This is a genomic window from Paenibacillus sp. EB106-04-04-XG159 (genome assembly GCF_058791835.1).
In genome coordinates, this window is record NZ_JBYTDY010000003.1 from 231,667 (window position 1) to 256,178 (window position 24,512).

The following is a 24,512-nucleotide window of genomic DNA, read 5'->3' on the forward strand; positions in this document are numbered from 1 at the left end:
GACTGTTATTGCTGCATATTGCTTTGTTGAGGATGGGTCGGCGCCATCTGGGTGTGATGCTGCAGAGCATTCAACAAGATGCTCATGTGCTGTTGATGAACCTGAACCATACTTGACAGCGCCTGCGCATTGTTTGTATGGGCGATGCTGGCTGCAGTAGCGGCGCATTGCTTCAACAACAAATCTTCGTTAGACAAAGAATCTGTAATATACTCCAGTTCCTTCGGCGTTAACGGCTTTGCATTCATTCCTGGATTGTGCATATCTTACATCTCCTTTCGTGCATGAACATGATGTATTATGCTTCAACAGTTGGGGAATTATGTAATCGTTACTCATCAAAGTTAGGAAGAGGAGATCAAATCAATGGATCTGAAGTCTGGCACATTCCCTTGGATAGGGACCTTAGAGCCAATATACACCTATCCTGCGCTGGATGAAGATCTCAAGTGCGATACCGTGATCATCGGCGGCGGGATGAGCGGAGCATTGCTAGCTTATGAACTAGGCAAGCAAGGCCAACAAGTCGTGCTGCTTGAGAAGCGAATAATCGGCGACGGCAGTTCTTCTGCCAATACGGGTTTACTGCAATTTTGCAATGATAAATCGTTATCCTCCTGTATTCATACCTTTGGAGAACAGTACGGCATGAGATTCTATCAATTATGCAAGGAAGCTATTGATAAGCTGATCGTCCTTAATGATGAACTGCTATTCGACACTCAGCTTATACCTCGAAGCAGTCTGTATTATGCCAGCTGTGAGGATCATGTTAAGCCTCTGAAGCAAGACTATGATATTCTTGTTCGCGGCGGTTTTCCTGTCAAATGGTGGAAACCTGAAGATATCGAGCGATCGTTTGGCTTTAAGAAGCATGCTGCTATCGTTACGCATGGTGATGCGGAAGTGAACGCATTCCGCTTCATCCACGCTCTGCTGCTGACGGCAGTGAAGTGCTATGGACTAAGAGTGTATGAGCATTCCAAGGTAAATCATCATACACATACTGCAGATTCGATCGTCGTTACCACTAACAGCAGGCATCATGTGACAGCTCAACATGCTGTCTTTGCTATGGGCTATGAGACGCAAGAGCTTAAGCGCGATCGCAATGCGAAGCTTGAAAGCACATTCGCCATCTTGACAGAACCGATTGAAGGACTCGATCGGGTGTGGCATGAACGCATGCTAATCTGGGAAACGGCTCGTCCTTATTTATATCTGAGAACGACGCCCGACCATCGCATCGTAGCGGGAGGACTCGATGAGTCCACCTTTAATCCTGAGGAACGGGACCGCATGCTTCCGCATAAAGCGAAATTATTGGAACAAGAGGTCATGAAGCTGTTTCCATCGCTTGCACCGATTCGATCAGCATACGCTTGGAGCGCGTTATTCTGTTCTACGCATGATGGCTATCCTTCCATGGGCGCGCATCCAGACTATCCGAGATGCTATTTTATAGAGCCATATGGAGGCAACGGAACGGTCTACTGCATGATTGCGGCAGAGATTATTCCTGCCTTAATCACACACGGAAGTCACCCTGATGCTGAGCTATTCCGTCTTGATCGATCGCCGCATCCGTCACCATTTGCCGAATAAGATTATAGGGGATTCCCTGCGCTAAGACTTAGCTGCCGTTCTCGAAGCAATCAGATTCTTCATAACCCATGCGCTTGCTATTGGGACACAGCCGATAATCGCCAGAAATAGCACGATGACATGAATCTCAGTAGACCAGCTAACTACGATAATGAATATTCCGATTGAGATGATTCGCCCAACCAATAACCCAAATTCTCGTACGACTGTTAATTCCACACGATTGTGAACAGCCTGATCACTCTCTCCCATCAAATCAAACGTGACAGAAGTCATCGGTATCGTAAAGAAAGGAGAAGCGAGCGCCATTCCGATTCCAAATAGCAGCAGGTTTACATAATTGACTCCGAAAAAAAGAGGAATCACGGTTAAAGCCATAACCATAGCTCCCCACAGCATCCCGGCACCCCGATAACGTGAGTTGAGCCATTTGCCGACAATATAAAAAGAAATCAAAGCTGCGATTGAGGTGAACAGCGTATAGTTTCCCACCTTCACCTCATTGGTTGTCGCTACGAACACAATTAGCCCTATTAAAAAGCCGTAAGCTCCATCACGAACGCCTTGAAGAGCTAATGCCAAGCTCGTCACTCGCCAAGGGCTTTTGGCATCCTGCCAGACACGCAGGGGAATGGACCAATCATACTGTCCTTCCGGAGGCCGCTTCTTCAGCCAAAAGCTGAGCACAACCCCAAAAGCAAATATGATCAACGAAGCAGAGAACATAAACTTATACCCCCTGCCCCCGAATGCGCCTATCAGTAGACCGGATGCCCAAGGAGCAATCATCGTTGACGCGGAGCCAATCAACCCTACCCAGCCATTAAAGCGATCTCGGTTATCCGCATTTGTAACTTCAAAGTAAACGACATTAAAGGACAGCCAGAAGGCACCCAGCGCTGCGCCCATGAGCAGTCCTAACAGCCATATCCAATTAACGGCATCTTTCCCTAAGTAGAGAACAACAGCATAGAACATACCTGCTAATAGTATACCGGTGCGCAGAACATTCATTTTATTGTGTTCTTTGACCCATTTTCCACCAATGACGAACACCGCTCCTAAGGTAAACTGCTGCACTAACGCAAACCAGCCAATAAGGGAGTAATCCGGCTTCACCTTCCACAGAAAGACGTTAACAAACGTTCCAGAGAATGCGTTAGCGCTGGCAAATAGACCGAATACGATCAACAGTAGCCATGATTGACGGTCTAGACGAGCTTGCATGATACCACCTCCTCATTTCCATAATTGCTGGCGCACTATTTGGAATCGGATTGCAGATCTACAAGCTGTGACCCAGAATGACGGAGCAGTTCAGTAACCGTTACGAATTGAAAGCCTTGCTTCTTAAGCTCGGGCAGTATGATCTCCAGCGCCGCCTTCGTCTGTGAACGACCACTCACAAAATCGTGAAACAGCACAATATCCCCATTGCGCGCATTATTCAGCACCTTCTCCGTGATCCGATTCACACCAGGCAAGCTCCAATCCCTTGTATCTTGATGCCACGACCACATAATCGACTTCAACGGGATACTCTTCGCCGTATTCACGATAAGATCGTTGTACTTGCCCCCAGGAGGTCTAAACAATGTTGCTTCGTAATTAGCCGCCGAACGTATGGCCTGTTGCGTCTGCTCCAGCTCTTGCCGGATCTTCTGTTCACTTGTATTGCGATTAAAATAAACGTGGTTATACGTATGGTTGGCAATCTCGTGACCATCCGCTAATAAGGTTCGAACAATCTCGGGATATCGGGCTACTCGTTTCCCAATAACGAAGAAGGTGCTTTTCGCTCCATATTGATTAAGCAGCTTCAATATCTCTGTCGTTTGACGTGGATCTGGACCGTCGTCAAAGGTCAGGGCGATCAGCTTCTGCTTGGTCTTCACCTCCCAGACAATATCCCCCCGCTGTTCATAATAAAGCCTATCCCTCTTGACAGGCGCGCTGTAAGCAGGTGTGCTGACTAATAAGAAACATAGCGTAAACATGACCATCTTTTTAAGCATATCGTTCTCCTTACTCTCTGTGATGTCGTTCCCATTAAGCTGGGAGGCACAGACTACTTGCTTTAGATCAGATGCGATTGTATTATGTTGCGTCAAATAGCTTATTTCAGTCATGGCCATTTATTGACACTGCGGTTAAAGGCAAGATCAGTTTAAGAAAGGTATAAGTGTTCGGAATTGCAGCAATATACAATATAACGTTCATCAATGATTGAGTTTCCTTGAATTGTCATCATAAAGGGATATAAAAATGTTCAGAGGAGCCGATAATGCAATGTTGCGTACAGGAGTTGCAGTATTATTAGCATTAGTACTTATGTCGGTTGGATTCCCGAATGCCGCGCATGCGTATGCCAAGCCATTGTACAAGGACTCTGTTGCTGTGCTGATGTATCATCACGTTCACGATCAGAACAAGAGCTCGAGCACAATCGAAACGAGGCTTTTTCGAGAACAGCTTATGTATTTGAAGAAACGGGGATTTCACTTTATCTCGATGAGGGAATTTCGCAATTATATGAACGGAGCTAAAGTACCATCAAACGCGGTGCTGGTTACATTTGACGACGGCTATGAAAGCTTCTACACCCATGCATATCCGATCTTGAAGGAATTCAATATTCCCGCAGTAAACTTCTATATTACCAAGCATTTGAAGGGAGCGTATCCTTACAACGTACCTCCTATGCGGCAAAATCATTTGGCTTATTTGAAAAATGATCAACTTGGAAACGAGGTCCAATGTCACACGCATAACATGCATCATAAACAGAACCGTAAGTCTGTCGTGGTCCGACAAATGGTCGTATCCGCCACTAAACGGGAAAGCCGTCAATCCTATCACCAACGATTAATAACAGATACGTCAACCTGTATAAAGACGCTGTCCTCGTACAATAACAGTCCAATAGACAGTCTGTCCTATCCATTCGGTCAATACTCAGCAGAAGCAGCCCGCTACATGCGCATGTCAGGTATTCGATATGCATTTACGATTGAGCCCGGCTTGGCTGTCCGGTCTGCACATAAGATGTTCATTCCGCGCATTAATGCAGGGAATCCCGCGATCACACCTGCTATGCTGGTTAATAAGATTGCCGCACAAGTAAATCGTTAAAACTAAAACGCCAGAGTTATGATCTCAGAAGAGAACACAGCCCTGGCGTATACGAGGTATCTCAATAATTATTGATCGGCTTCATCCGATTCACTTAACTGGCGAATCTGTTCTTTAAGCGATTCTCTTTCTGCTTGTCCTAGACGTTTCGTCACTTGGAAGCAAGAAGAGCACACATATACATCTAATTGAAATGGAGCCTGCACCATTCCAGTCATACTTCCTTCTCGAACATGCGGCTCGAACGATTGCCCGCTCACCGTCTGGCGGCCAATCAGCAGCATATATTCTCTGCACTGCGAGCACTCCGGCACATCCAGCTGATCCTGCAGCACTCGGTCCACGCCTTCCTGATACTTCATATCATCTGCAGAGGCGAACAGCATAGCTTCGTCTCCCCATCCGAAGTTAGACCAACCCTTTTCCTCTGGTTCATCCTGTTTGTCTGCAGCATCTTGCTGCATGTCATCCTCGTCCACCTCAATCGGCACATTCAAGGAACGATATTCTTGCAATTCATTATGGCAGTATGGGCATTCTTCTTCCGGACCAAGCACTTCATCCCATACGATTTCCGTAGAGCACCATGGACAGACTGTATGTGTTGTCATGTTTCATTCACCTTCCATTGTCAATCTTGACTAAATGTTCATCCAATATACGATACCAATGATAAAAAATACTGCGGCCAATGCAAATAATGTTCCCCACAAATATTTCATGCGCAGTCTTCCTCCACCTTATAGTCGAAAGCATCACATATACAAGCCAGCGTTCATCACTTCAAGCTCGCGCCGATAATGTAGGACAACGACACGGATATAACCATTGCGAGCAAGCCAACTGCTCGATTATCTTTCGATATCTCCTTATCCAAACGAAAAAAAGGCATCAGATATCCGAACAAGAAGTATGCAATCAGCAGCAGCACATATCCAACAATCGCCCAAGATAAGGATGCGTACAACGATTCATGAGCTTCTATACCGAAACGAAAAATGTTGCATATGCCGAATATTTTTCCGCTAGTAGCCATGGCGACGCTGATGTTGCCTTTCTTGATCTCATCCCAGCACTTATAGGGGGTGACCAATTCAAAGATCGACAGCAGAATCACCAAGGCTAAACATGCTACTGAAAAATAGGCAGCCATCGCGAAGTAAGGATTACTCAACCACTGCTCAATCATCTCTCCCATCTGCCCCTCCCATCGTCAACATCGATCGAATGTTATTTAATCTCCGCTACTGTAACCCCTGCTCCGCCTTCACCATAATTACCTAATCGGAAGCTTTTAACGTGCTTGTGCCTACGCAGAAACTCTTGAATTCCTGTACGAAGCACGCCAGTACCTTTGCCGTGAATAATATAGACTTGCCCCAGGTTGGACATGATCGCTTCATCCAGAAAACGATCCACTTCCATGATCGCCTCTTCCAGGTTCTCACCGCGCAGGTCCAGCTCAGTCCGAGTATTCTCATCACGAGTACGCTTAACCGTCGTAGCCGTCTGCTGCTTCTTGACAGGCTGCGCTTGTACAGGAGTAACGAGTTCAAGATCGTCCTTGTTGACCTTCATCTTCATAATACCGAGTTGAACGACGGCTTCGTTATCGCTCATCTCAACAACGTGGCCCTTCTGATTCAGGCTGTAGACCCTAACTTCATCTCCAGGACCGATCTTCCGCGGCGCCTTGGCAGTACGCGCCGACGTCACACCAAGCTTCTTGGCTGGCGCAGCTTCATCAAGACGCTTGCGCGCTTCGGTCAGCTTATGTTCCTTATATTCAGCGCCTTCCATAGCTAGCTGGCGAAGCTCTTGAATGATCTGCTCCGCTTCTTTGCGCGCCTTGTCGACAATGACCCGAGCCTCTTCTTCAGCGCGCTCAACACGCTTCTGCTTATCAGCCTCGAACTTCTCATGCTGCTGCTGCAGACTGCGCTGAAGCTGCTCATTCTCTTTCCGCAGCTGCTCCGCGGATGCATGCTCTTCTTCCGCACGTTTGCGGTTCGATTCAAGGGAAGCGATCATCGTTTCTACGCGTGTATCTTCTTCCGTAACCTCGCCGCGCGCATAATCAATAATAGCTGTGGATAATCCAAGTCGCTCAGCAATCGCAAACGCATTGCTTCGTCCAGGAACGCCGATCAGCAATCGATAAGTAGGACGCAATGTTTGCACATCGAATTCCATACTCGCATTAATGATGCCTTGGCGTTCATAGGCGTACGCTTTAAGCTCAGGATAGTGTGTCGTAGCGATGATTCGACAGCCCATTGAATGCATATGCTCAAGAATGGAGATCGCAAGTGCCGAGCCCTCCGCAGGGTCTGTACCCGCTCCAAGCTCATCCAAGAGCACGAGGCTCTTAGGCGTCATTTGTCCTAATATTCGGATAATATTTGTTAGATGGCTCGAGAACGTACTGAGACTCTGTTCAATGCTCTGTTCATCGCCAATGTCCGCATATATTCCGTCAAAGACGCACATCTGGCAGCCTTCGTCAGCCGGAATAAACAATCCCGACATCGCCATCAGGCTTAGCAGCCCGACTGTCTTCAAGGATACGGTCTTGCCGCCCGTATTCGGTCCCGTGACGATGATGGATGTATAGGAATTACCTAGTTCTATATCTGTCGGAACAACCACGTCACGCGGAATTAATGGATGACGACCGCGCTTCAACTTGATGAAGCCGCGATCATTCATAATCGGCTTCGCGGCTTTCATCGCGAAGCTATAGCGCGCCTTGGCAAACATAAAATCAAGCATGGCAACGAGCCCTGTATCATACAGCAACGCTTCAGCCTGTTCGCCAACGAGATCTGTCAAGCGGGATAAGATCCGTTCAATTTCCCGTTCTTCACGCAGCTTCGTTTCACGAAGCTTATTGTTCATCGCTACAATTGATTCCGGCTCGATAAACAAAGTCGCACCAGAGCTTGATTGATCGTGGACGATGCCGCCAAAGTGAGAGCGGTATTCCTGTTTGACCGGGATAACGTAGCGGTCATTGCGTATCGTCACAAGCTGCTCCTGCAGCATCTTCGCAGTGCTCTGTGAGCGAATAAGCGATTCCAGCTTCTCACGAATACGTGTCTCACCGATCCGAAGCTCGCGGCGTACTGTAGCAAGCTCAGAACTTGCTTGATCAAGCACTTCCCCTTGTTCGTCCACACATTGGCGAATGGCATCTTCCAAAGGCTTCTGCTCGCTGAATTGCTCCACGACATGCTTCAACAATTCGATTGGCTCTTCCTCATGCACACTTTCAATATGTCTGATCAAGCGTCGAGATGCATTCGTCAACGCCGAGATATCCCATAATTCAGGCGGACTCAGAATACTTCCGATTCTGGCACGCTTTACTGCTGAGCGAATATCCTTGACCCCTGCAAATGGAGCCCCGCCTTTTAGACGGTCTACCGTCAAAGCTTCGTCAGTCGCTTGCAGCCTGCGCTTTACTTCATCCAGCATAATGCTTGGTGTAAGCTCCAACACCAACTGCTCTCCTAGCGCCGTAGCTGTATGCTTAGCCAGACCATGCAATATTTTATCATATTCTAATGTTTTAAATATTTTAGGATCCAATCGCAGTCACGACTCCTTTCGTCAAACTCATTATAGCCGAATCGAACCTCAAGAGCTATGTATAGCTGTGTACCGCTAGGTTATGTTGTCCATGCATACATAGTTCGTACAACCCGGGATACACTAATTGTTGCACAAACTGTCCCCTTAATAATCAAGAATGATTGAACTGTGAGCGAACTGTACAAATAATGGCAAGCTTATATCCAGAAGCTTCCCTCGCTTATCACGACAATCAAATTAAACAATGAGGAGGTTAATGATATGAATTTTCTCGGTCATGTAGTTCGATTTATCGTATCCGCTCTGGTGCTGATGTTCACATCGTGGCTTGTACCAGCCTTTTCAGTCGGCGGTTTCTGGAGCGCCTTGTTCCTTGCATTGATTATCGCGCTTATCGGCTGGGGTATCGAAGCCCTATTTGGTACCCGTGTGACTCCATTTAGCAGAGGAATCGTCGGTTTCCTCGTAAGCGCCCTCGTTATATACGTCGCGCAGTTTTTCGTCGGCGGTGTCAGTGTGTCGATGATTGGCGCGCTGTTAGCAGCGCTTGTAATCGGTCTGATCGACCTGTTCATTCCGATGAGTGCACCGTACGATCAAAAAGAAAACAAGGAGCAAGTCTAGATCTTAACACACATAATTTCTCGGTGATGTAAGTCACAACAATAGCGATTGTCACATAATTGTAACATCATCTTTCCAGTATTCGACAGGATTTCTAGGTGTGAATGCGTATATTTATTTCATATACGATGATACAGCCGTTCTGTTGAAGCTCATTTCACGGGCAATGGCTGGCCGTAGAAGTGACATGGGAAGGATGTGCAATGATGAATAAGAAAGTAACGATCGCAGCAGCCATGATGGCTCTTGCTTTAGCGCTGACAGCATGCGGCGGTGAGAACAGCGCTTCATCTGCTGAACCATCCGCAAACGAAACGGCTGCTTCGGAAGTTGTCATTAAAGCCGTCAATTATAATTTCGAGCAAGAGGAATATCGTGTCAAAGCTGGTGAGCCCGTCAAATTTGTGTTAGAGTCCACTGGCAATCACGGATTAAAGATTGCTGAATTAGGACTCGAGCTTTCTTCTAAACAATCCAGCCAGGTTATTACTCCTAAAGTTGGGACATACGAATTTAAATGCAGCATATTGTGCGGCCCAGGACATAACGGAATGAAAGCCAAGCTAATAGTTGAGTAAACTGCAATGCGCAAGCCGTTCACTCTGTTGAAGCAGAGCGGGCGGCTTGCGCATATATGGTTCATCCTTTACAACCACTGAGCCCATTGAACAGCCTCTGCAAACCAGATCGGCAGCCATTCTCCCGTTTTCGCGTACCAGTAAGAATCTGCTGCAAGCGCACGTACATGACCATTAGGCCAAGCCATTAGCAGAATATATATGATACACCATAAGCATATAAATTGTCCGATGCCGAGCAGAGCTCCAGTGTATCGATCGAAACGTCTGATTGGGCGCACAGAGGTCAACTTAGTCAACAAATGCTTAACCAGCCATAATCCCAACAGGATAAAGGCGAACAGTAAGCTGAAGGCGATGACAGCATGCAGAACATGCTGTGAAGCGCCCTCGCCCTGCTCAAGCGCACTGATCGTTGATGAAGTTGATACCTCGTTCGTGAATATTCGTTTACGAACCCAAGGTATCAGGTACTCATAATTTTTCGCAGCGATGATAAAGGCAGCCGCATAACCGAACAGCGACAAAGCTAGTGAGCGCAAACCTCTGTATGCGCCCCAGATGATGCAGAGGATCAAGCCGATCAATATAAGCCAATCCAGCTCATTCCACCCTACGAACACATTCAGTACAGAATTCCATATATGGACCAATTGATTTACAAGAGCTTCCCACATCTCAGCAGTCCATCCTACTTACCAAGATCCATTATTTCCAACCATTCGTTAAACTCGCTCTTGAGCTTGCCGTATTCATCCTGCAATGCACTCAGTTCGTGTTCAACAGCCGCAGCCTTCTTCTGTTCTAATTCGCGTTCAATCAGTGAGTGTCTGTATTGATGAGATATCATCTCAAATTGTTCCTGCAATGCCTGCAGATCCGCTTCATTGATGGTGCTTGATGCAGCCGCTGCTTCTTGGGCAGCTGTCTCAAACTGCAGTTGCGCTTCTTCAAATCGCCGCTCCGCATCCTCAGCCAATGCCTGATATTGAGCCGCGCTATGAGTAGCTTCTTCATATGCTTCTCTAAGCCCGTCCAGCTCCGCTTTAGTTGACGTAAGCTTAGCCTGCATCTCCGACAATTCGATACGAGCACTTGCAACCTCGCTGTTAATGAGCTCGATATCACTTGTTGACTTTTCATGCAACGCCTGCAATTGATTCATCCGTTCTACTTGAGCATCTCTCTCCTGTACGGCTTGCTTCAATTGTTCTCGAATCGATGCTGCCTCTGCTTCCAGTTTAGTCAGCTTGCTGGCATAACTTTCTTCAAGCTTGCGCGTCTTGATCTCCATGTCGTGATTAGTTTGGGCCATGGACTCATCCACTTTTTCCTGTAAATCATACACACAGCGTTCCATTGTTTCAAGCAGCTGACGATGATAAGCTTCCTTCGCCTCGGCCAGCGCTTGTTCGTGTGCTTCCTGCTCGCGTGCTGACACTTCATGCGCTTCTTTAAGCTGCGCTTGCAGCAATATATATGCGTCGCGATCTGCTTGAGTCTGCGCCTCAAACTGCTCGATTGTTTCGCGCTCTGCCTGCATACGCGCTTCCAGCTGCTCGCGCTCCTCTAGCGCTGCCAGAACCTGCGCTTCCAACTGCTCACGTTCCTCACGATCCGCCTGCATACGCGCTTCTAGCTGTTCGCGCTCCTCTAGCGCTGCCAGCACCTGCGCCTCCAACTGCTCTCGCTCCTCGCGATCCGCCTGCATACGCGCTTCCAGCTGCTCGCGCTCCTCTAGCGCTGCCTGCACCTGCGCCTCCAGCTGCTCACGTTCCTCACGCTCTGCCTGCATCCGCGCTTCCTGCTGTTCGTGCTCCTCTAGCCCCGCCAGCACCTGCGCTTCCAGCTGCTCACGTTCCTCACGCTCTGCCTGCATCCGCGCTTCCTGCTGTTCGCGCTCCTCTTGCGCTGCCAGCACCTGCGTTTCCAGCTGTTCACGCTGCTCGCGCTCTGCCTGCATCCGCGCTTCCTGCTGTTCGCGCTCCTCTAGCGCTGCCAGCATCTGCGCTTCCAGCTGCTCGCGTTCCTCGCGCTCCGCCTGCATCCGCGCCTCCAGCTGCTCGCGCTCCTCTAGCGCTGCCAGCACCTGCGCCTCCAGCTGCTCGCGCTCCTCTTGCGCTGCCAGCACCTGCGCTTCCAGCTGCTCGCGACCCTCGCGCTCCGCCTGCATACGCGCCTCTAGCTGCTCGCGCTCCTCTAGCGCTGCCAGCACCTGCGCCTCCAGCTGTTCGCGCTCCTCGCGCTCCGCCTGCATACGCGCTTCCTGCTGTTCGCGCTCCTCTAGCGCCGCCAGCACCTGCGCTTCCAGCTGCTCACGTTCCTCACGCTCCGCCCGCATCCGCGCTTCCTGCTGCTCACGCTCCTCTAGCGCTGCCAGTACCTGCGCCTCCAGCTGTTCGCGCTCCTCGCGATCCGCCTGCATACGCGCTTCCTGCTGTTCGCGCTCCTCTAGCGCTGCCTGCATCCGCGCTTCCAACTGTTCGCGCTCCTCGCGATCCGCCTGCATCCGCGCCTCCTGCCGTTCGCGTTCCTCTAGCGCTGCCAGCACCTGCGCTTCCAGCTGCTCACGCTCCGCCTGCATACGCGCTTCCAGCTGCTCGCGCTCCTCTAGCGCTGCCTGCACCTGCGCCTCCAGCTGCTCGCGTACCTCGCGCACCGCCTGCATCCGCGCTTCCTGCTGTTCGCGCTCCTCTAGCGCTGCCAGCACCTGCGCTTCCAGCTCGCTGCCAGCTTCATGTTGGGCCGCAAGCTTGTCCGTAAGCTGCTCGCGGGCTTGACGCTCGACCTGCAGGTCCCCCTGCGACTTCTTCATCGCTTCTTCCCACTTAGACTCGGTCTGAGCTTTCTCTGCAACAAGCTCATTACCTCGATCCTCAAGCTCCTTAATTAGCGCTTCATAGGTTACTCGGTCTTCCTTCGATTGCTCTATCGCTTCAGCCTGACGCTCTAGATCCGCTTCCATCTGAGTCGCCTTCGCCTGCATATTTTCGATTTCTTGATTTGCTTCGTCACGAGCACGCATCAGACGTTCCATCTCAATCTGACGCGCACGATCCAGCTCTTCCGCTCGACTAAGATGACCTTCGAGCTGATGGATGCGATTCTCCGCTTGCTTCCAGCTTTGATCCCACTCATCAATCAGTGCAGCCTCATGCTCGTCTCTAGCAAGCTTCAACGATTCCAATGCTTGCTCATGCATCGCTTGGAGCTCTTCCACTTCTTTCTTATGCCCGGCTTGAAGCTCATCAAGTGCCAGCTTATGCGTGCGCTTCAATTCTTCAACTGCAGCATCGTGCGACTGCTTGAGCCCATTAAGCTCCTGTACAGCAGCGGACAGCTTCTTCTGCCACTCTTGCTCCTTCTGCTTCAACATAGCGGCGTGCCGCTCCGCAGCACCATGAGCTGATGAGGCATGCTTCGACTCCATCTGCTTCAACTTTTCCGCCTGCTCTTGCTTCAAAGCTTCGATCATCTCAGCATGCTGGGCAAGGGAATGGTCAAGCTCCTGCTTGTGAGCTGCTTGAAGCCCCTCAACAGCCGACATATGTGCCTTCTGCTCCGTCGCCAGTTGCGCTTCATATTGCTCAGCTGATTCGACAGCAGCCTTCTCTAAGCTATCCTTCACAGCAGACAGTGCTTGCTCATGCTGCTTATTCAGCGCGGCTATTCGGCTAGCAAGCTCCTGCTGACGTTCTTGCTTCTCTTTCTCTAACAGCTCATGGGAACGATTGAGCTTCTGCTCGCCTTCCAACAGCTTGCGCTTCAGCTCTTGTTCTCTGCTGTTAAGCGATTGTAATTTACGATCCAGCTCCTTCTGCTGCTCTTGCAGCTTCATGAGTCGCTCTTCAACCGCTTGTTTGTCCGACTTCAATTGATTCGCCGCATCTACCGCCTGCTTCTCTGAAGCAATCAGTCGGTTCAGCTTCACTTCGTGCTGCTGATTCAACTGCTTCAGCGACTCGGCATGTCGAGTCGACAACTGAGCTTGCTCTTCTTCCAAGCGCAGAGCCGTTTCCTTCAGCATCTGCTGCTCTTGGTTCAGCTCACTAAGCTGAGTGCTAAGCAGTTGGTTATTATCCTTGAGTCGCTGCACTTCTTCCGCGATATGTACTGCTGATAGTACGGCAATGCGCGGGATATCAAGGCGCGGGTTAGCTTCTGCGATTCCTCGCATATGCTCGTCCACAGACATTGCAATATTCCGCATATATTCCTTGCTTGTCGTACCAATAATTTTATATTGTGAACCATATATCTCAACTGTGACCCGATGTTTATCTGATGAGGTCATACATACGTCCTCCTTATAACCGTTTCCTATATATGAGATGACAATCGTCATCCAATGTTGTTCTTGTGCGATAATTCCATCATGCTACTCATGCGAATATCAACCCGAAGTGGACATACGATCCGTTATTTGCCGCAAAAACCGCTTAATTGCCTTACTTGCGGACCGTGGTTCCGCTATTTGTACGAAATCTGGAGATTATCATTCGAATTGAAGCCAATAAGGGCTTCTGTGTCCGCTAATCCCTAAATAATGCCTTAATATTGCAAAATAACGGATCCTGTGTCCGTTTCAACGAGGATGATCGCCTATCTATTAACAAATGGTGTGCTATTTGCCGATTGCTGATCTTATGTACTGTCGATTACTGCTGGTTGGTACTTCTGATTCAAGCATAGGCTCCGCTTAAGTCTATATTTTCATTATACAAGCATGTTCACTGAGATTAGAAGAAAACGCCCTATATTGGACTCACATTGCACATAGCACTTGGCACTTGCTCTTAGCTCTTAGCTCTTAGCTCTTAGCTCTTAGCTCTTAGCTCTTAGCTCTTAGCCCTTAGCACTCAGCACTCAGCACTTTGCTCTCAACACACAGCATCACACTCAGCGCCATCAAGGCATTGGAATTATGAAAATGACTCGTTTCTTCAAATCTATTTTAATCTCTTGTAATTGTTCGATACCCACAAGTACATTTCCTCCTGCAAAGCCCCAAACTTATGGCTGTAACATAGGGAAATATTTGTTGGATGAGCCTGCTCACGGTACCCCTACTACCATCTTGTATGATAACGACAAAAAGGGCAACCCCTTCTTGCCAGATTATGTAAAAACAATATCTGGAGAAGAATGGGTTGCCCTCTAAAATGCGAGTCACGCCTAACTATTATTTTCTTAATTCTACGCCTTCAGCTTCCAGCGCAGCTACAACACGGCCATGAAGCTCCGTAATCTCTTCATCTGTAAATGTACGATCCGGATGACGGTACACGAGCGAGATCGCTACGCTCTTCTTATCAGCAGCAATTCGATCCCCTGTATAAACATCAAATACACCCACTGAATCCAACAAGCTGCCAGCTTCAGCTTTCACCGTGTTGAGCAGATGCCCGATCTCAGCTCCACGGTCCATCACTAGCGCAACATCACGATCAACAACCGGGAAGCGAGGAAGCGTACGGTACTCAATCTTGAAGTCAACAGCGTCAATGATCGGCGCTATAAGCATTTCTGCCGCGTACGTTTCGCCCAGATCCTTGCTTCGCTGTACATCCGGATGAATCTGCCCCAATGTACCGATAAGCTGTTCGCCTTCGCCACTGCTAAGATAAATGGAAGCAGAACGTCCTGGGTGGTAGCCTGCTGGACGATCAGCTGCATAACGGATTCGATCCGTCAGCCCGAAGTGTGCGAACAGGCTCTCCAGCGCTCCCTTCATATCATAGAAGTCAACCTTCGCCGCTTGAATATTCCATTGAGAAGCGGTACGCTTTCCAGTCATGAGCATAGCCAGCACCGGCTTCTCTTCCGGAAGCTTAGACAATGTATCTTCATCCGTCATATAGACGCTGCCAATCTCGAACAGCGCAACATCTTCAATCTTGCGATTGAGGTTATAGGAAGTTACATCAAGCAAGCTAGAAATAAAGCTTGTGCGCAGCACGCTGCGATCCTCACTCATCGGCATGGACAGCGCAACTGGTTTAACATTGCCTGATAACGCCGTAAAGAGAGTCGTATCAGCAGGATGCGTGAAAGAGTACGTGATCGCCTCATGAAGACCGCCTGCAGTCAATACACTGCGGATTTCACGGCGGATGCGCTGCGATGTCGTCAGACGTCCAGGTGTTGTTGCTCCCTCAATTGGCGTAGTCGGAATGTTGTCGTAGCCATACATGCGCGCAACCTCTTCGATCAGATCCACATTCAGCGTAATATCGCCGCGGCGCGCAGGCACACGCACTTCAAACGTATCGCCGTCAGTCAGTGTTGCATCGAATCCAAGGCGGTTCATAACGCTTTGAATATCTGCCGCTGTGAGCGTTGTACCCAGCATCTGGTTCGTCTTCTCAACGGTCAAATGAATGATAGTCGGCTCCTGAGAAGCGATCTTCTCCTCAACGATACCAGCAGAGATAGTGCCTCCTGCCAATTCACGCATCAGTTCCGCAGCGCGGTTCAGCGCAGGAATTACCGCTTCAGGATTCACTTCCTTCTCGAAGCGCTGTGAAGCTTCCGAACGAAGACCCAATTGACGTGACGTCTTGCGCACGATACCGCCGTCGAACTTCGCGGATTCAAGCAGGATGTTGACCGTTCCGTCCGTTACTTCAGAGTTAAGACCGCCCATCACGCCTGCAAGCGCGACCGGCTTCTCTCCATCTGTGATGAGCAGCATATGCGGCTCCAGCTTACGCTCCTGATCGTCCAGCGTAACAAGCACTTCATCCTGATGAGCCATGCGAACCTCAATATGGCCGTTAGCAAGCTTATCTGCATCGAACGCATGCAGCGGCTGGCCGTATTCGAGCATCACGAAGTTCGTAATGTCCACGATGTTGCTGATTGGACGAATGCCTGCGGCAAGCAAGCGATTCTGCAGCCACAGCGGGGAAGCCGCTACTTTAATGCCGGAGATATAGCGAGCCGCATAATGGCTGCAGCTTTCCGGCGCGCTGATCTTAACCGAGATATGTGCGGAAGCGGAGTCGCCCGCTTCTTCCACCGTACTCGCTGGCAGCTTCACTTCACGATCAAGAATAGCGCCCACTTCATACGCCGCGCCCAGCATGCTGAGACAGTCGGAGCGGTTAGGCGTCAGATCGAACTCCAGCACATGATCGTTCAGCTCCAGCACTTCTGCAATGGCTGTACCAATTTCCGTGTCGGCTGGAAGTACGAGAATACCCTCCTGCATTTCCTTAGGCAGCAGCTTGTCGTTAATGCCAAGCTCCTTCGCAGAGCAGATCATACCCTGCGATTCAACACCGCGCAGCTTCGCGCGCTTGATCTTCATGCCGCCTGGCATGACAGCGCCGATCGTTGCTACAGGCACCTTCTGTCCAGCGTCCACATTTTTCGCGCCGCATACGATCTGCAGCTGTTCTTCCTGACCCACGTCCACCTTACATACACTAAGCTTATCAGCATCTGGATGCTGTACGCGCTCCACTACATAACCAACTACAATATTGTCGAGCCCTTGATTGCGGTTCTCTACCACATCGATTTCGATTCCCGCTCGAGTGATCATTTCCGCCAATTGCTCCGCGTCTACGCCAGAGAGATCGACATATTGCGATAACCATTTATAGGATACATTCATCGTTAGTCTCCTTCCTTTCTCTTCGTCTCTGAACCTTACAAGCGATCAAACTGCTGCAAGAAGCGGACATCATTAGTATAGAAATGACGAATATCGTCAATGCCGTATTTCAACAGAGCGATCCGTTCAACGCCCATGCCGAACGCGAAGCCGGAATATACTTCAGGGTCATAGCCGCCCATCTCAAGCACCTTTGGATGTACCATACCGCAGCCAAGAATCTCAAGCCAGCCTGTTTGCTTGCACATCCGGCAGCCGTCGCCGCCGCATTGTACACAAGTTACGTCCACTTCAGCGCTTGGCTCTGTGAACGGGAAGAAACTCGGACGCAGACGAATCTGCATATGCTCGCCGAACATTTCACGGACGAACTCCAGCAAAGTGCCTTTTAGGTCGCTCATGCGGATGTTCTTGTCGATGACCAAGCCTTCGATCTGATGGAACATGAAGGAATGGGTCGCGTCGTCGTCATCGCGGCGGTATACCCGTCCAGGGCAGATAATCTTAACTGGAGCATCGCCTTTCATCTTCTCCATTGTGCGAATCTGTACGGGTGAAGTCTGAGTACGCATCAGAATATCTTCTGTAATGTAAAATGAATCCTGCATGTCGCGCGCAGGGTGGTTCTTCGGAAGGTTCAGAGCTTCAAAGTTATAATAATCGCTCTCTACCTCCGGCCCTTCAGCTACTTGATAACCCATTCCGATGAAGATATCTTCGATCTCCTGGATGACTTTGTTCAGAGGATGAACCGCTCCGCTTGCCAATGGACGCCCTGGCAAAGTAACATCAACCTTTTCGGTTTGCAGCTTGCGCTCCGTCTCCTCACGAATGAACGCTTCCTGCTTCGTATTGATTACTTCTTCAATCGCGCTGCGCACATCATTGGCTACTTGACCGATAATCGGACGTTCCTCCGCGCTAAGAGCTCCCATCCCGCGCAGTATTTCTGTGAGCTCCCCTTTCTTGCCCAGCACCTTGACGCGTAAATCGTTCAGCTGCTGAATGTCCTCAGCACCTTGCAGCTCCGCGAGCGTACGTTCGCGCAGCGCTTGCAAACGCTCCTTCATCTTCAGTTCCTCCTTTAGTTCCTAGCTATTTTTCAGCAAAATAAGCCAAATACGAAAAACTTCATTCGAAGTATTTTCAACATTGTGCAGCCGCTTATAACGGCAAATGTATTGCGACTAGAAATGGTCAACAGCTTCTGTAATCGCAAAAAAGGCCTTCTCGTCTCCATAAAGGGACGAAAAGACCGTGGTACCACCCTAATTAGACAGCAGCCTGCATCGTATTAGCAGCGGAAGATCCGCCTTATAACGAGCGCTTGCCTGTCTCACTCAGCACGACGATAACGGATCGCTGCCGGGATGCTCTACCAGAACGACGGTCTATCCATTAGTCTCCGCTGTTCGTTCAAGCTCCTGCTCCGGAGTGAATTTCGGCAAGCCCTACTTCAAGGACGCTCTCAATCTACGGCATCCTTTCCCTGTTAAGCGGTACATGCTTACTTGTCTCCATCACTGCATGTCAGTTCACTCACACTGTGTGTAAGTATAATATCATGAATACCCCTTATTATAAGCAAGATTCGCACTTTTATGCAATAGGCATGTTCTCGCCCCTTTCGTGCAACACTATATTAAGATATTTTCTGGTACTGCACGGCAAATAAGGAGGATTACTCATGGTCAATTGGCGAAACGAGATCATAGCGGGCAGCGTGAGCTTCTTCGCAGTCATGTACATTATCATCGTGAATGCTACAATTCTGGTGGACGCCGGAATTCCTCTGCAAGCGGGCATGATCGCTACCATTACAGCCTCCGCCGCAGGCAGTATTCTGATGGGCTTGTGGGGGAAGGCACCTATCGTGCTTATACCAGGTATGGGCATTAACGCGATGTTCACCTACACGCTCGTTAATGGTATGGGACTATCCCTCTACCAAGCTCTGTTCACCGTGACTGCTTCGGGTGTGCTGTTCGCTATTATTGTATTCACTCCGCTCCTGAACAGATTGCAGTCCGCACTGCCTGAATCATTGCTTGAAGCCGTTACCGTCGGCATTGGCCTGCTGCTCGTACTTATCGGATTGAGCAAAGGCGGCATTATCACCTCGAACCCAGCCAGCATCATCGCACTGCGCTCCTTTGCTGAGCCTGAACCGATCGTCACGATGATAGCTCTGCTTATCACTAGCATCCTCTATATTCGCAAGATTCCCGGCGCGCTGCTGATCGCCATCGTGCTGGGCACCGCGCTTGCTTATGCGGCGGGAATTCGCCCCAGCTCCGGCATATCCGGGAGCATCCAAGCCGGCTGGAGCGAGTACGGCGCGGCATTCGGGTCGCTTTCACCAAGCGGAATGCCGTGGCTCTCCTTTGCGGCGGGCGTATTCGCGCTGACACTTGTGCTGTTGTTCGAGCACATCGGGCTGCTGCACGCCCAGCTGCGCGCCAGCGGCACTTCTGATCGCATGCGGCCTGCCCTGCAGGCATCAGCGATATCCGTCATATTCAGCGGAATCGCCTCTACCAGCCCGACTGTTTCCGCGGCGGAATCAGCGGCGGGCGTATCGGCAGGCGGCCGTACCGGCTGGACAGCTATTACAGCCGGCCTGTTGTTTATCGTCAGCCTGCCTACTCTGCCTCTCCTGCTGCTTATTCCGGATCAGGCAGTTGCGCCCATCATTATCTTTATCGGTGGATTAATGATGCCCCCTGTACGCAAGATACCATTCGAGACGCTGCATGAAGGCATTCCCGCCTTCTTCATCATTGCCTTTATTCCGCTTATGAACAGCATCATCGACGGAATGGCCATCGGATTTGTCAGCTATGCGGTGCTGCATGTGTCTGCAGGTAAACGCAAAAGCCTGCCATCCGCATTCTACATCATCGCGCTGCTGTTTATCGCGTATCTCATTCTGCAGGCCTTTATTGCGTAGCGCACATGCTGCAGATACAGGAAAGAGCCCCGCGCGGCCATAGTCGCGCGGGGCTCTTCTATTATTATCCCTGGTCAGCTTGAGCATCCGATTGCTCCGGCTGCACATCTTTCTTCAACAGCTCATCCATGCTAAGCTGAAGCTCGTCCAATTTTTCCTTCGGAATCGCGATTGCCCATTCACTACCTTCTGGGACAATCCATACGTTATCTTCTACGAGATAACCTTTATACTGCTTCGATTGTATGTCTGACATGGAGGAGCCGTCCAGCTTGTCCATTGTGACTGACAATGACATCACTTCTTTGCCCTTCACCACTTCAGACGCCAATCGAGGCATCTCTGTCGCAGACTGGAATCGAAGATCATTCAGCCATGCCAGCACATCGGTTGCTTCGAGCTCCTTCTCATTGATCTTCCATTTCAAGGAGTCAGATTGCTCAGTTTCCTTCGATTGATCTGAGGATTCAGCCTGTTCCGATTGACCGGCTTGATCTGCCGCTTCTGCTTGCTCTTCATCAGCCTTCAGCTTAACCGCGCTGTAGCTCTTATCATTCATGCTCCATTCGAAATTCGTTACTTGGTCGGATACGAATTCAAACGGTTCATTCGCTGTAAAGTTAAGCACGTCTTTATTCAAAGAGGCAACCTCATATTCATCCAGTGCGTACACATTACCGCTGCCCGATTCGCTTCCGCCTAAACGAGCATAGACTTCTCCAGTTATCGGAGCCGCATCTCCAATATCAAGCTGTATCGACTCCCCGTCCTTCAATGTAACCTCATAGGAGGCGGATGGAGAACTCAAGCCATACTTCTCTAGATCAGCAGCTTGCTCTTCAACCAGCGATTGGATGGACAGCTCGACGAAGTTGTTAATCCAATTGTCTATACCATATTGATTAATCGGATAGGCTTGTGGAAGCTCCATCTTCCACTTTTCATTATCCTTTACCAGCTTAACTTCTTCTTCCGCTTGCTTAATCGAGAAGCCTGTGATCTGATCAGCCTCTACCTCCAATAGCGGGACATCCTCAGCAGACTGTTCACGGAAGAAATCTTGACTGGCAGCATACCAGAATCCACCTACACACAACACAACTGCAATAAGGGTTGGCATCCACTTTTTCATCAGCCTTTTCTCCTTCTCCACCACAGCGCAGCCCCGATCATGAGCAGCACGAGCGGGAACAGCACGACAGTCGTGGTAAGGATCCAACTAGCCTGAGTCGGTGTCAAATAAGCAAGCTGATAAGCATCATTCTGGCGAGGTCTGATGGTTACCTGGTTATCCTTCTCCTGCAACCATGCCACACTGTTCAAGGCAAAGTCGCGATTACCTTGTGTATAGATGTCATCATTCAGCAAATTCGTCACACTGCCCATCACAACAGCCTTCGGCTTGCCATCCGTCGTGCTGACCGCATACCCAAGATCGAATGGACCTTGTAAATCCTTCTCGTCATTGGCAGAGCCTTCTCCAGTCATCAAGCTCTTCAGATCGGTCTCGCCATAAGCTTGATCCGTCGTCTTCATGATCGGCTCCGCATTATATGCCGCGCCTTCACCTTCTACCTTCTTCAAAGGTACTGCAAGTGATAAAAGGGATATCTTCTGATATTCCTCCAGCTTAGCAGTGATATCGTGACCAGCATACTCCGGCACAATCGTGAATGGATCGTGCAGAATACTCTTCTTCGGCTCTACAACTACCGCTGGTTCGTAATGTACGCCGAGCGTATTCAGCAGAGTGGTCAGGTTTGGCCAAGCATTCGCCATATCCTCATTGAATCCTAGCGATATATACAGCTTGCCGTCGCCTTTCAGATACTCCTGCAGCACTGCAAGCTCCTTGCTGCTTATATCCTGATTCGCGCCGAGCAGGAACAGGACATCCGCATCTTCTGGTATTGCGCCTTCTTCGTATAGATTGAGCTCACTTAGCTCTACATTTTCCTGCGCCAAGCTTGAAGCAAACACGCTCATCTGCTGAAGCGGCACTTCTTCATGTCCAGTCAGCACATAACCTTTATATACTTCATCATCGACCAAGCTCTGAATAGCCGCAGTCATCTTCTCTTCACCTGTGAACTGATACTCACCAGGTGCTTGACCCAAGTTGAACATTTCATATAAACCGACTACATTCCGCTTATCCCCGCGTTCAAATACGATCGCACTGCTCGAAAGCTGATACGTCTTCGCTAAGGATGGCTCTTGATACAAGTCGTATTTCTCATACTTGATCTTGCTGCTCTCTTGTGCATACTGCTGCGCGATATCCTCCACCTGACGAGTCAGCATCGGGTCCTCAGTTGAACTCATAAACAGCTTCATCGTAATATCTTCATCCAGCTCTCGCAGCGTCGTCAACGTCTGTTCTGACAATGTAAAGCTCTTGTTTTTGGTCAAATCCCATTGAAAGCCGCTTAATGACCCCAGAAAAATAGTCGTGACGATGAAGATGCCAATGACAGCAACGGAAAATACGAGAGAATTAATTCCTCTTAAACTTTTCTTCATAGTTCTACCTCCACCGTTTCCGTTCCAGAATCTGCACGCTCAAGAAGACGAACAATGCCGACATCATGATGAAAAACAGCGTATCCGCGCCGCTAATAACACCCTTCATGAAGGATTCAAGTCGACGGTCCATCGCAAAATGAACGAGTAGATCATTCATCTTACCGCTGCCCATACCAGCCGCAAAATCCATCATCCAGAACACCATTAGGATAACGAATGCCGCGATTCCCCCGACCATCTGATGCTGCGACAAAGTTGAGGCGAACAATCCGACCGCTGACATGGCGCAGGTAAGCAGAAACATCCCCAAGATAGAGGTCATAATAATTCGAATATCCATGTCGCCGAAAAATGACATAACGATCGGATAAAGCAAGCTCGTTCCAACGAGCACAGCCATTAGGACTACCGATGCCGCATACTTGCCCAGCACAATCTCGTAGATCCGCGCAGGAGAAGTAAGCAGAAGCTCGTCTGTCCCCAATCGGAATTCATCCGATATGAGCCGCATCGTTAAGAGCGGTACGACTAGCAGAAACATAAATGTCGCATTCATCGATACAATGCGGAAGTCAACAATAGATGGTTGATACATTACAAAATTGATATAGAAAAGCAGGCTGGTTACGAACACGTAGATCGAGAGTGCGACATAAGTGGTAGGCGACACAAAATAAGCCTGCAGTTCCTTGCGAAATATAGCATTAAACCGCCTCATCATCAATCACCTCTTCTGTCGTCAAGCGCTGGAACACTTCTTCCAGGCTTGTCTTCTCACTCTTCATCTCCAGAATCGGATAGCCCGCTTCCGCCATCGCATAGAATAACGATTCGCGTATATCCAAGCCTTCCTTCGCTCTAACTCGTACATGAACCGTATCACTATCAATAACAGAATGATCTTGGCTCGAAGCCGCCGAAGCTGTTTCACGGTCATCAGCAGGCTCGATATGATCCTGTGCCTCATCCTCATCAAGAACAACCTCATCCACTTCCGCTATACCGCCTATACAAGTGATCACCTGCTCCGCAGGTCCTTTTACTTCCAAGCTGATACCTGCTGCCTGTCCCATAACATCACCGAGGCGATCAGGCTTCTCATCCAGCACCAGCTTTCCTTGATTAATGATGATCACTCGATTGCACAGTGAATTAACCTCCGGAAGAATATGTGTGCTCAGCAGCACGGTATGCTGCTCACCCAGCTCCCGGATCAAATTGCGAATCTCCGATATTTGATTCGGGTCTAAGCCGGATGTCGGTTCATCCAACACCAGAAGCTCTGGCTTATGAATGATCGCTTGCGCCAAACCGAGCCGCTGTTTATAGCCCTTTGACAGACTGCGTATCAATTGGCGTTCGCGGCCATGAAGGCCAAGCCTATCGACCATTTCTTCGATCCGTATCTTCTGTTCACGCGCAGACACATCCCGCAGATCAGCGACAAAGCGAAGATACGCGTGAACAGACATATCCGGATAGAGCGGAGGTGTCTCCGGCAAATATCCAATCTTGCTCCTTACCCGATGCGTATCCTCCGACATCGATATGCCATCGATGCGAATCGTACCGCTTGTTGGCAGCAGATACCCTGTAATAAGCCGCATTGTCGTCGTCTTGCCAGCTCCGTTTGGACCAAGGAACCCGATGATCTCTCCTCGTTCCATCGTAAAGTCGATGTTTTGAACGCCCCTTTGGTTCTCAAACCATTTGCTGACATCTTGAACTTCAAGCATAACGCTCCCCCTTCAATTGGTTAAAGTGCGATCCTATGGAACGCATGTCGTCCTATACTAACTGTAAGTAGGGAACCCTAAAGCAACATTAAATCAAACTTAAAATATGCTTAAAAAACAAATAAGGAGCACCACGCAGTAAATAA

General features: G+C 49.4%; 19 protein-coding genes and 1 other annotated feature. Of the genes, 5 read left to right on the top strand and 14 right to left on the bottom strand.

What is annotated here, in order from left to right:
• Window positions 1-5: 5 nt before the first annotated feature.
• On the bottom strand, window positions 6-263 hold the full coding sequence (locus tag AC3WTP_RS05315) for a hypothetical protein (RefSeq protein ID WP_492393546.1): 258 nt from the start codon (window positions 261-263) through the stop codon (window positions 6-8).
• Window positions 264-366: 103 nt separating this feature from the next.
• Between AC3WTP_RS05315 and AC3WTP_RS05320 the strand changes: the two genes are divergently transcribed.
• Complete coding sequence (locus tag AC3WTP_RS05320; RefSeq protein WP_492393547.1) at window positions 367-1,605, top strand: NAD(P)/FAD-dependent oxidoreductase; 1,239 nt, start codon at window positions 367-369, stop codon at window positions 1,603-1,605.
• 21 nt (window positions 1,606-1,626) lie between these two features.
• Here AC3WTP_RS05320 and AC3WTP_RS05325 read toward each other — a convergent pair whose 3' ends face one another.
• Together AC3WTP_RS05325 and AC3WTP_RS05330 are read right to left on the bottom strand one after the other, a co-directional pair.
• The gene (locus tag AC3WTP_RS05325; protein WP_492393548.1) at window positions 1,627-2,832 is read right to left on the bottom strand and encodes an MFS transporter; all 1,206 of its coding nucleotides are present in this window, start codon (window positions 2,830-2,832) and stop codon (window positions 1,627-1,629) included.
• A 35-nt stretch (window positions 2,833-2,867) separates the two neighbouring features.
• Window positions 2,868-3,620 (bottom strand): polysaccharide deacetylase family protein, encoded by a 753-nt coding sequence (locus AC3WTP_RS05330; RefSeq protein WP_492393549.1) that lies wholly within the window; start codon window positions 3,618-3,620, stop codon window positions 2,868-2,870.
• A gap of 274 nt (window positions 3,621-3,894) precedes the next feature.
• Between AC3WTP_RS05330 and AC3WTP_RS05335 the strand changes: the two genes are divergently transcribed.
• Window positions 3,895-4,737 (top strand): polysaccharide deacetylase family protein, encoded by an 843-nt coding sequence (locus AC3WTP_RS05335; RefSeq protein ID WP_492393550.1) that lies wholly within the window; start codon window positions 3,895-3,897, stop codon window positions 4,735-4,737.
• A gap of 68 nt (window positions 4,738-4,805) precedes the next feature.
• On the opposite strand, the gene AC3WTP_RS05340 is transcribed toward AC3WTP_RS05335, so the two are convergent.
• The 3 genes from AC3WTP_RS05340 to AC3WTP_RS05350 all read right to left on the bottom strand — a co-directional run bounded on the left by AC3WTP_RS05340 (window position 4,806) and on the right by AC3WTP_RS05350 (window position 8,328).
• Window positions 4,806-5,348, bottom strand: coding sequence for a hypothetical protein (locus AC3WTP_RS05340; protein WP_492393551.1), 543 nt, complete (start codon window positions 5,346-5,348; stop codon window positions 4,806-4,808).
• Between the two features lie 167 nt (window positions 5,349-5,515).
• Window positions 5,516-5,935, bottom strand: a complete 420-nt coding sequence (locus AC3WTP_RS05345; RefSeq protein ID WP_492393552.1) for a DUF350 domain-containing protein — start codon at window positions 5,933-5,935, stop codon at window positions 5,516-5,518.
• Window positions 5,936-5,967: 32 nt separating this feature from the next.
• Window positions 5,968-8,328, bottom strand: a complete 2,361-nt coding sequence (locus AC3WTP_RS05350) for an endonuclease MutS2 (RefSeq protein WP_492393553.1) — start codon at window positions 8,326-8,328, stop codon at window positions 5,968-5,970.
• A 264-nt stretch (window positions 8,329-8,592) separates the two neighbouring features.
• Here AC3WTP_RS05350 and AC3WTP_RS05355 point away from each other — a divergent pair, with 264 nt between their 5' ends.
• Window positions 8,593-8,955 carry a phage holin family protein gene (locus AC3WTP_RS05355; protein WP_492393554.1) on the top strand — a complete coding sequence of 121 codons (363 nt, stop codon included), beginning with the start codon at window positions 8,593-8,595 and terminating at the stop codon, window positions 8,953-8,955.
• 203 nt (window positions 8,956-9,158) lie between these two features.
• Entirely contained in the window at window positions 9,159-9,533 is a 375-nt protein-coding gene (locus tag AC3WTP_RS05360; protein WP_492393555.1) for a cupredoxin domain-containing protein, read from the top strand.
• A 68-nt stretch (window positions 9,534-9,601) separates the two neighbouring features.
• On the opposite strand, the gene AC3WTP_RS05365 is transcribed toward AC3WTP_RS05360, so the two are convergent.
• The 4 genes from AC3WTP_RS05365 to pheS all read right to left on the bottom strand — a co-directional run bounded on the left by AC3WTP_RS05365 (window position 9,602) and on the right by pheS (window position 18,224).
• Entirely contained in the window at window positions 9,602-10,210 is a 609-nt protein-coding gene (locus tag AC3WTP_RS05365; protein WP_492393556.1) for a CvpA family protein, read from the bottom strand.
• Between the two features lie 14 nt (window positions 10,211-10,224).
• Window positions 10,225-13,827: a hypothetical protein gene (locus AC3WTP_RS05370; RefSeq protein ID WP_492393557.1), complete on the bottom strand. Its 3,603-nt coding sequence runs from the start codon at window positions 13,825-13,827 to the stop codon at window positions 10,225-10,227.
• An 888-nt stretch (window positions 13,828-14,715) separates the two neighbouring features.
• Complete coding sequence (gene pheT / locus AC3WTP_RS05375; RefSeq protein WP_492393558.1) at window positions 14,716-17,154, bottom strand: phenylalanine--tRNA ligase subunit beta; 2,439 nt, start codon at window positions 17,152-17,154, stop codon at window positions 14,716-14,718.
• A gap of 35 nt (window positions 17,155-17,189) precedes the next feature.
• Complete coding sequence (gene pheS / locus AC3WTP_RS05380) at window positions 17,190-18,224, bottom strand: phenylalanine--tRNA ligase subunit alpha (RefSeq protein WP_492393559.1); 1,035 nt, start codon at window positions 18,222-18,224, stop codon at window positions 17,190-17,192.
• A gap of 169 nt (window positions 18,225-18,393) precedes the next feature.
• Window positions 18,394-18,687 (bottom strand) — a binding site (T-box leader).
• Between the two features lie 154 nt (window positions 18,688-18,841).
• Here pheS and AC3WTP_RS05385 point away from each other — a divergent pair.
• Window positions 18,842-20,104 carry an NCS2 family permease gene (locus AC3WTP_RS05385; protein WP_492393560.1) on the top strand — a complete coding sequence of 421 codons (1,263 nt, stop codon included), beginning with the start codon at window positions 18,842-18,844 and terminating at the stop codon, window positions 20,102-20,104.
• A gap of 64 nt (window positions 20,105-20,168) precedes the next feature.
• Here the strand turns inward: AC3WTP_RS05385 and AC3WTP_RS05390 are convergent, their stop codons facing one another.
• Genes AC3WTP_RS05390 through AC3WTP_RS05405 form a run of 4 tightly spaced genes read right to left on the bottom strand, consistent with a single transcriptional unit; the run spans window position 20,169 to window position 24,366 of the window.
• Complete coding sequence (locus tag AC3WTP_RS05390; protein WP_492393561.1) at window positions 20,169-21,236, bottom strand: DUF4340 domain-containing protein; 1,068 nt, start codon at window positions 21,234-21,236, stop codon at window positions 20,169-20,171.
• A complete protein-coding gene (locus AC3WTP_RS05395; RefSeq protein WP_492393562.1) occupies window positions 21,236-22,627 on the bottom strand; it encodes a GldG family protein in 1,392 nt (463 codons plus the stop codon). The genes AC3WTP_RS05390 and AC3WTP_RS05395 overlap by 1 nt, the downstream gene beginning before the upstream one ends.
• Window positions 22,628-22,631: 4 nt before the next feature.
• Complete coding sequence (locus AC3WTP_RS05400; protein ID WP_492393665.1) at window positions 22,632-23,348, bottom strand: ABC-2 transporter permease; 717 nt, start codon at window positions 23,346-23,348, stop codon at window positions 22,632-22,634.
• Window positions 23,335-24,366 (bottom strand): ABC transporter ATP-binding protein, encoded by a 1,032-nt coding sequence (locus tag AC3WTP_RS05405; protein ID WP_492393563.1) that lies wholly within the window; start codon window positions 24,364-24,366, stop codon window positions 23,335-23,337. Before AC3WTP_RS05405 ends, AC3WTP_RS05400 begins: the two co-directional genes overlap by 14 nt.
• Window positions 24,367-24,512: the final 146 nt, after the last annotated feature.

What these genes read in the sequence shown, in the direction of transcription:
- AC3WTP_RS05315 (WP_492393546.1), bottom strand. Translation starts at nt 263, where the DNA reads ATGCACAATCCAGGAATGAATGCAAAGCCGTTAACGCCGAAGGAACTG.
- AC3WTP_RS05320 (WP_492393547.1), top strand. Translation starts at nt 367, where the DNA reads ATGGATCTGAAGTCTGGCACATTCCCTTGGATAGGGACCTTAGAGCCA.
- AC3WTP_RS05325 (WP_492393548.1), bottom strand. Translation starts at nt 2,832, where the DNA reads ATGCAAGCTCGTCTAGACCGTCAATCATGGCTACTGTTGATCGTATTC.
- AC3WTP_RS05330 (WP_492393549.1), bottom strand. Translation starts at nt 3,620, where the DNA reads ATGCTTAAAAAGATGGTCATGTTTACGCTATGTTTCTTATTAGTCAGC.
- AC3WTP_RS05335 (WP_492393550.1), top strand. Translation starts at nt 3,895, where the DNA reads ATGTTGCGTACAGGAGTTGCAGTATTATTAGCATTAGTACTTATGTCG.
- AC3WTP_RS05340 (WP_492393551.1), bottom strand. Translation starts at nt 5,348, where the DNA reads ATGACAACACATACAGTCTGTCCATGGTGCTCTACGGAAATCGTATGG.
- AC3WTP_RS05345 (WP_492393552.1), bottom strand. Translation starts at nt 5,935, where the DNA reads ATGGGAGAGATGATTGAGCAGTGGTTGAGTAATCCTTACTTCGCGATG.
- AC3WTP_RS05355 (WP_492393554.1), top strand. Translation starts at nt 8,593, where the DNA reads ATGAATTTTCTCGGTCATGTAGTTCGATTTATCGTATCCGCTCTGGTG.
- AC3WTP_RS05360 (WP_492393555.1), top strand. Translation starts at nt 9,159, where the DNA reads ATGATGAATAAGAAAGTAACGATCGCAGCAGCCATGATGGCTCTTGCT.
- AC3WTP_RS05365 (WP_492393556.1), bottom strand. Translation starts at nt 10,210, where the DNA reads ATGTGGGAAGCTCTTGTAAATCAATTGGTCCATATATGGAATTCTGTA.
- AC3WTP_RS05370 (WP_492393557.1), bottom strand. Translation starts at nt 13,827, where the DNA reads ATGACCTCATCAGATAAACATCGGGTCACAGTTGAGATATATGGTTCA.
- pheT (WP_492393558.1), bottom strand. Translation starts at nt 17,154, where the DNA reads ATGAATGTATCCTATAAATGGTTATCGCAATATGTCGATCTCTCTGGC.
- pheS (WP_492393559.1), bottom strand. Translation starts at nt 18,224, where the DNA reads ATGAAGGAGCGTTTGCAAGCGCTGCGCGAACGTACGCTCGCGGAGCTG.
- AC3WTP_RS05385 (WP_492393560.1), top strand. Translation starts at nt 18,842, where the DNA reads ATGGTCAATTGGCGAAACGAGATCATAGCGGGCAGCGTGAGCTTCTTC.
- AC3WTP_RS05390 (WP_492393561.1), bottom strand. Translation starts at nt 21,236, where the DNA reads ATGAAAAAGTGGATGCCAACCCTTATTGCAGTTGTGTTGTGTGTAGGT.
- AC3WTP_RS05395 (WP_492393562.1), bottom strand. Translation starts at nt 22,627, where the DNA reads ATGAAGAAAAGTTTAAGAGGAATTAATTCTCTCGTATTTTCCGTTGCT.
- AC3WTP_RS05400 (WP_492393665.1), bottom strand. Translation starts at nt 23,348, where the DNA reads ATGAGGCGGTTTAATGCTATATTTCGCAAGGAACTGCAGGCTTATTTT.
- AC3WTP_RS05405 (WP_492393563.1), bottom strand. Translation starts at nt 24,366, where the DNA reads ATGCTTGAAGTTCAAGATGTCAGCAAATGGTTTGAGAACCAAAGGGGC.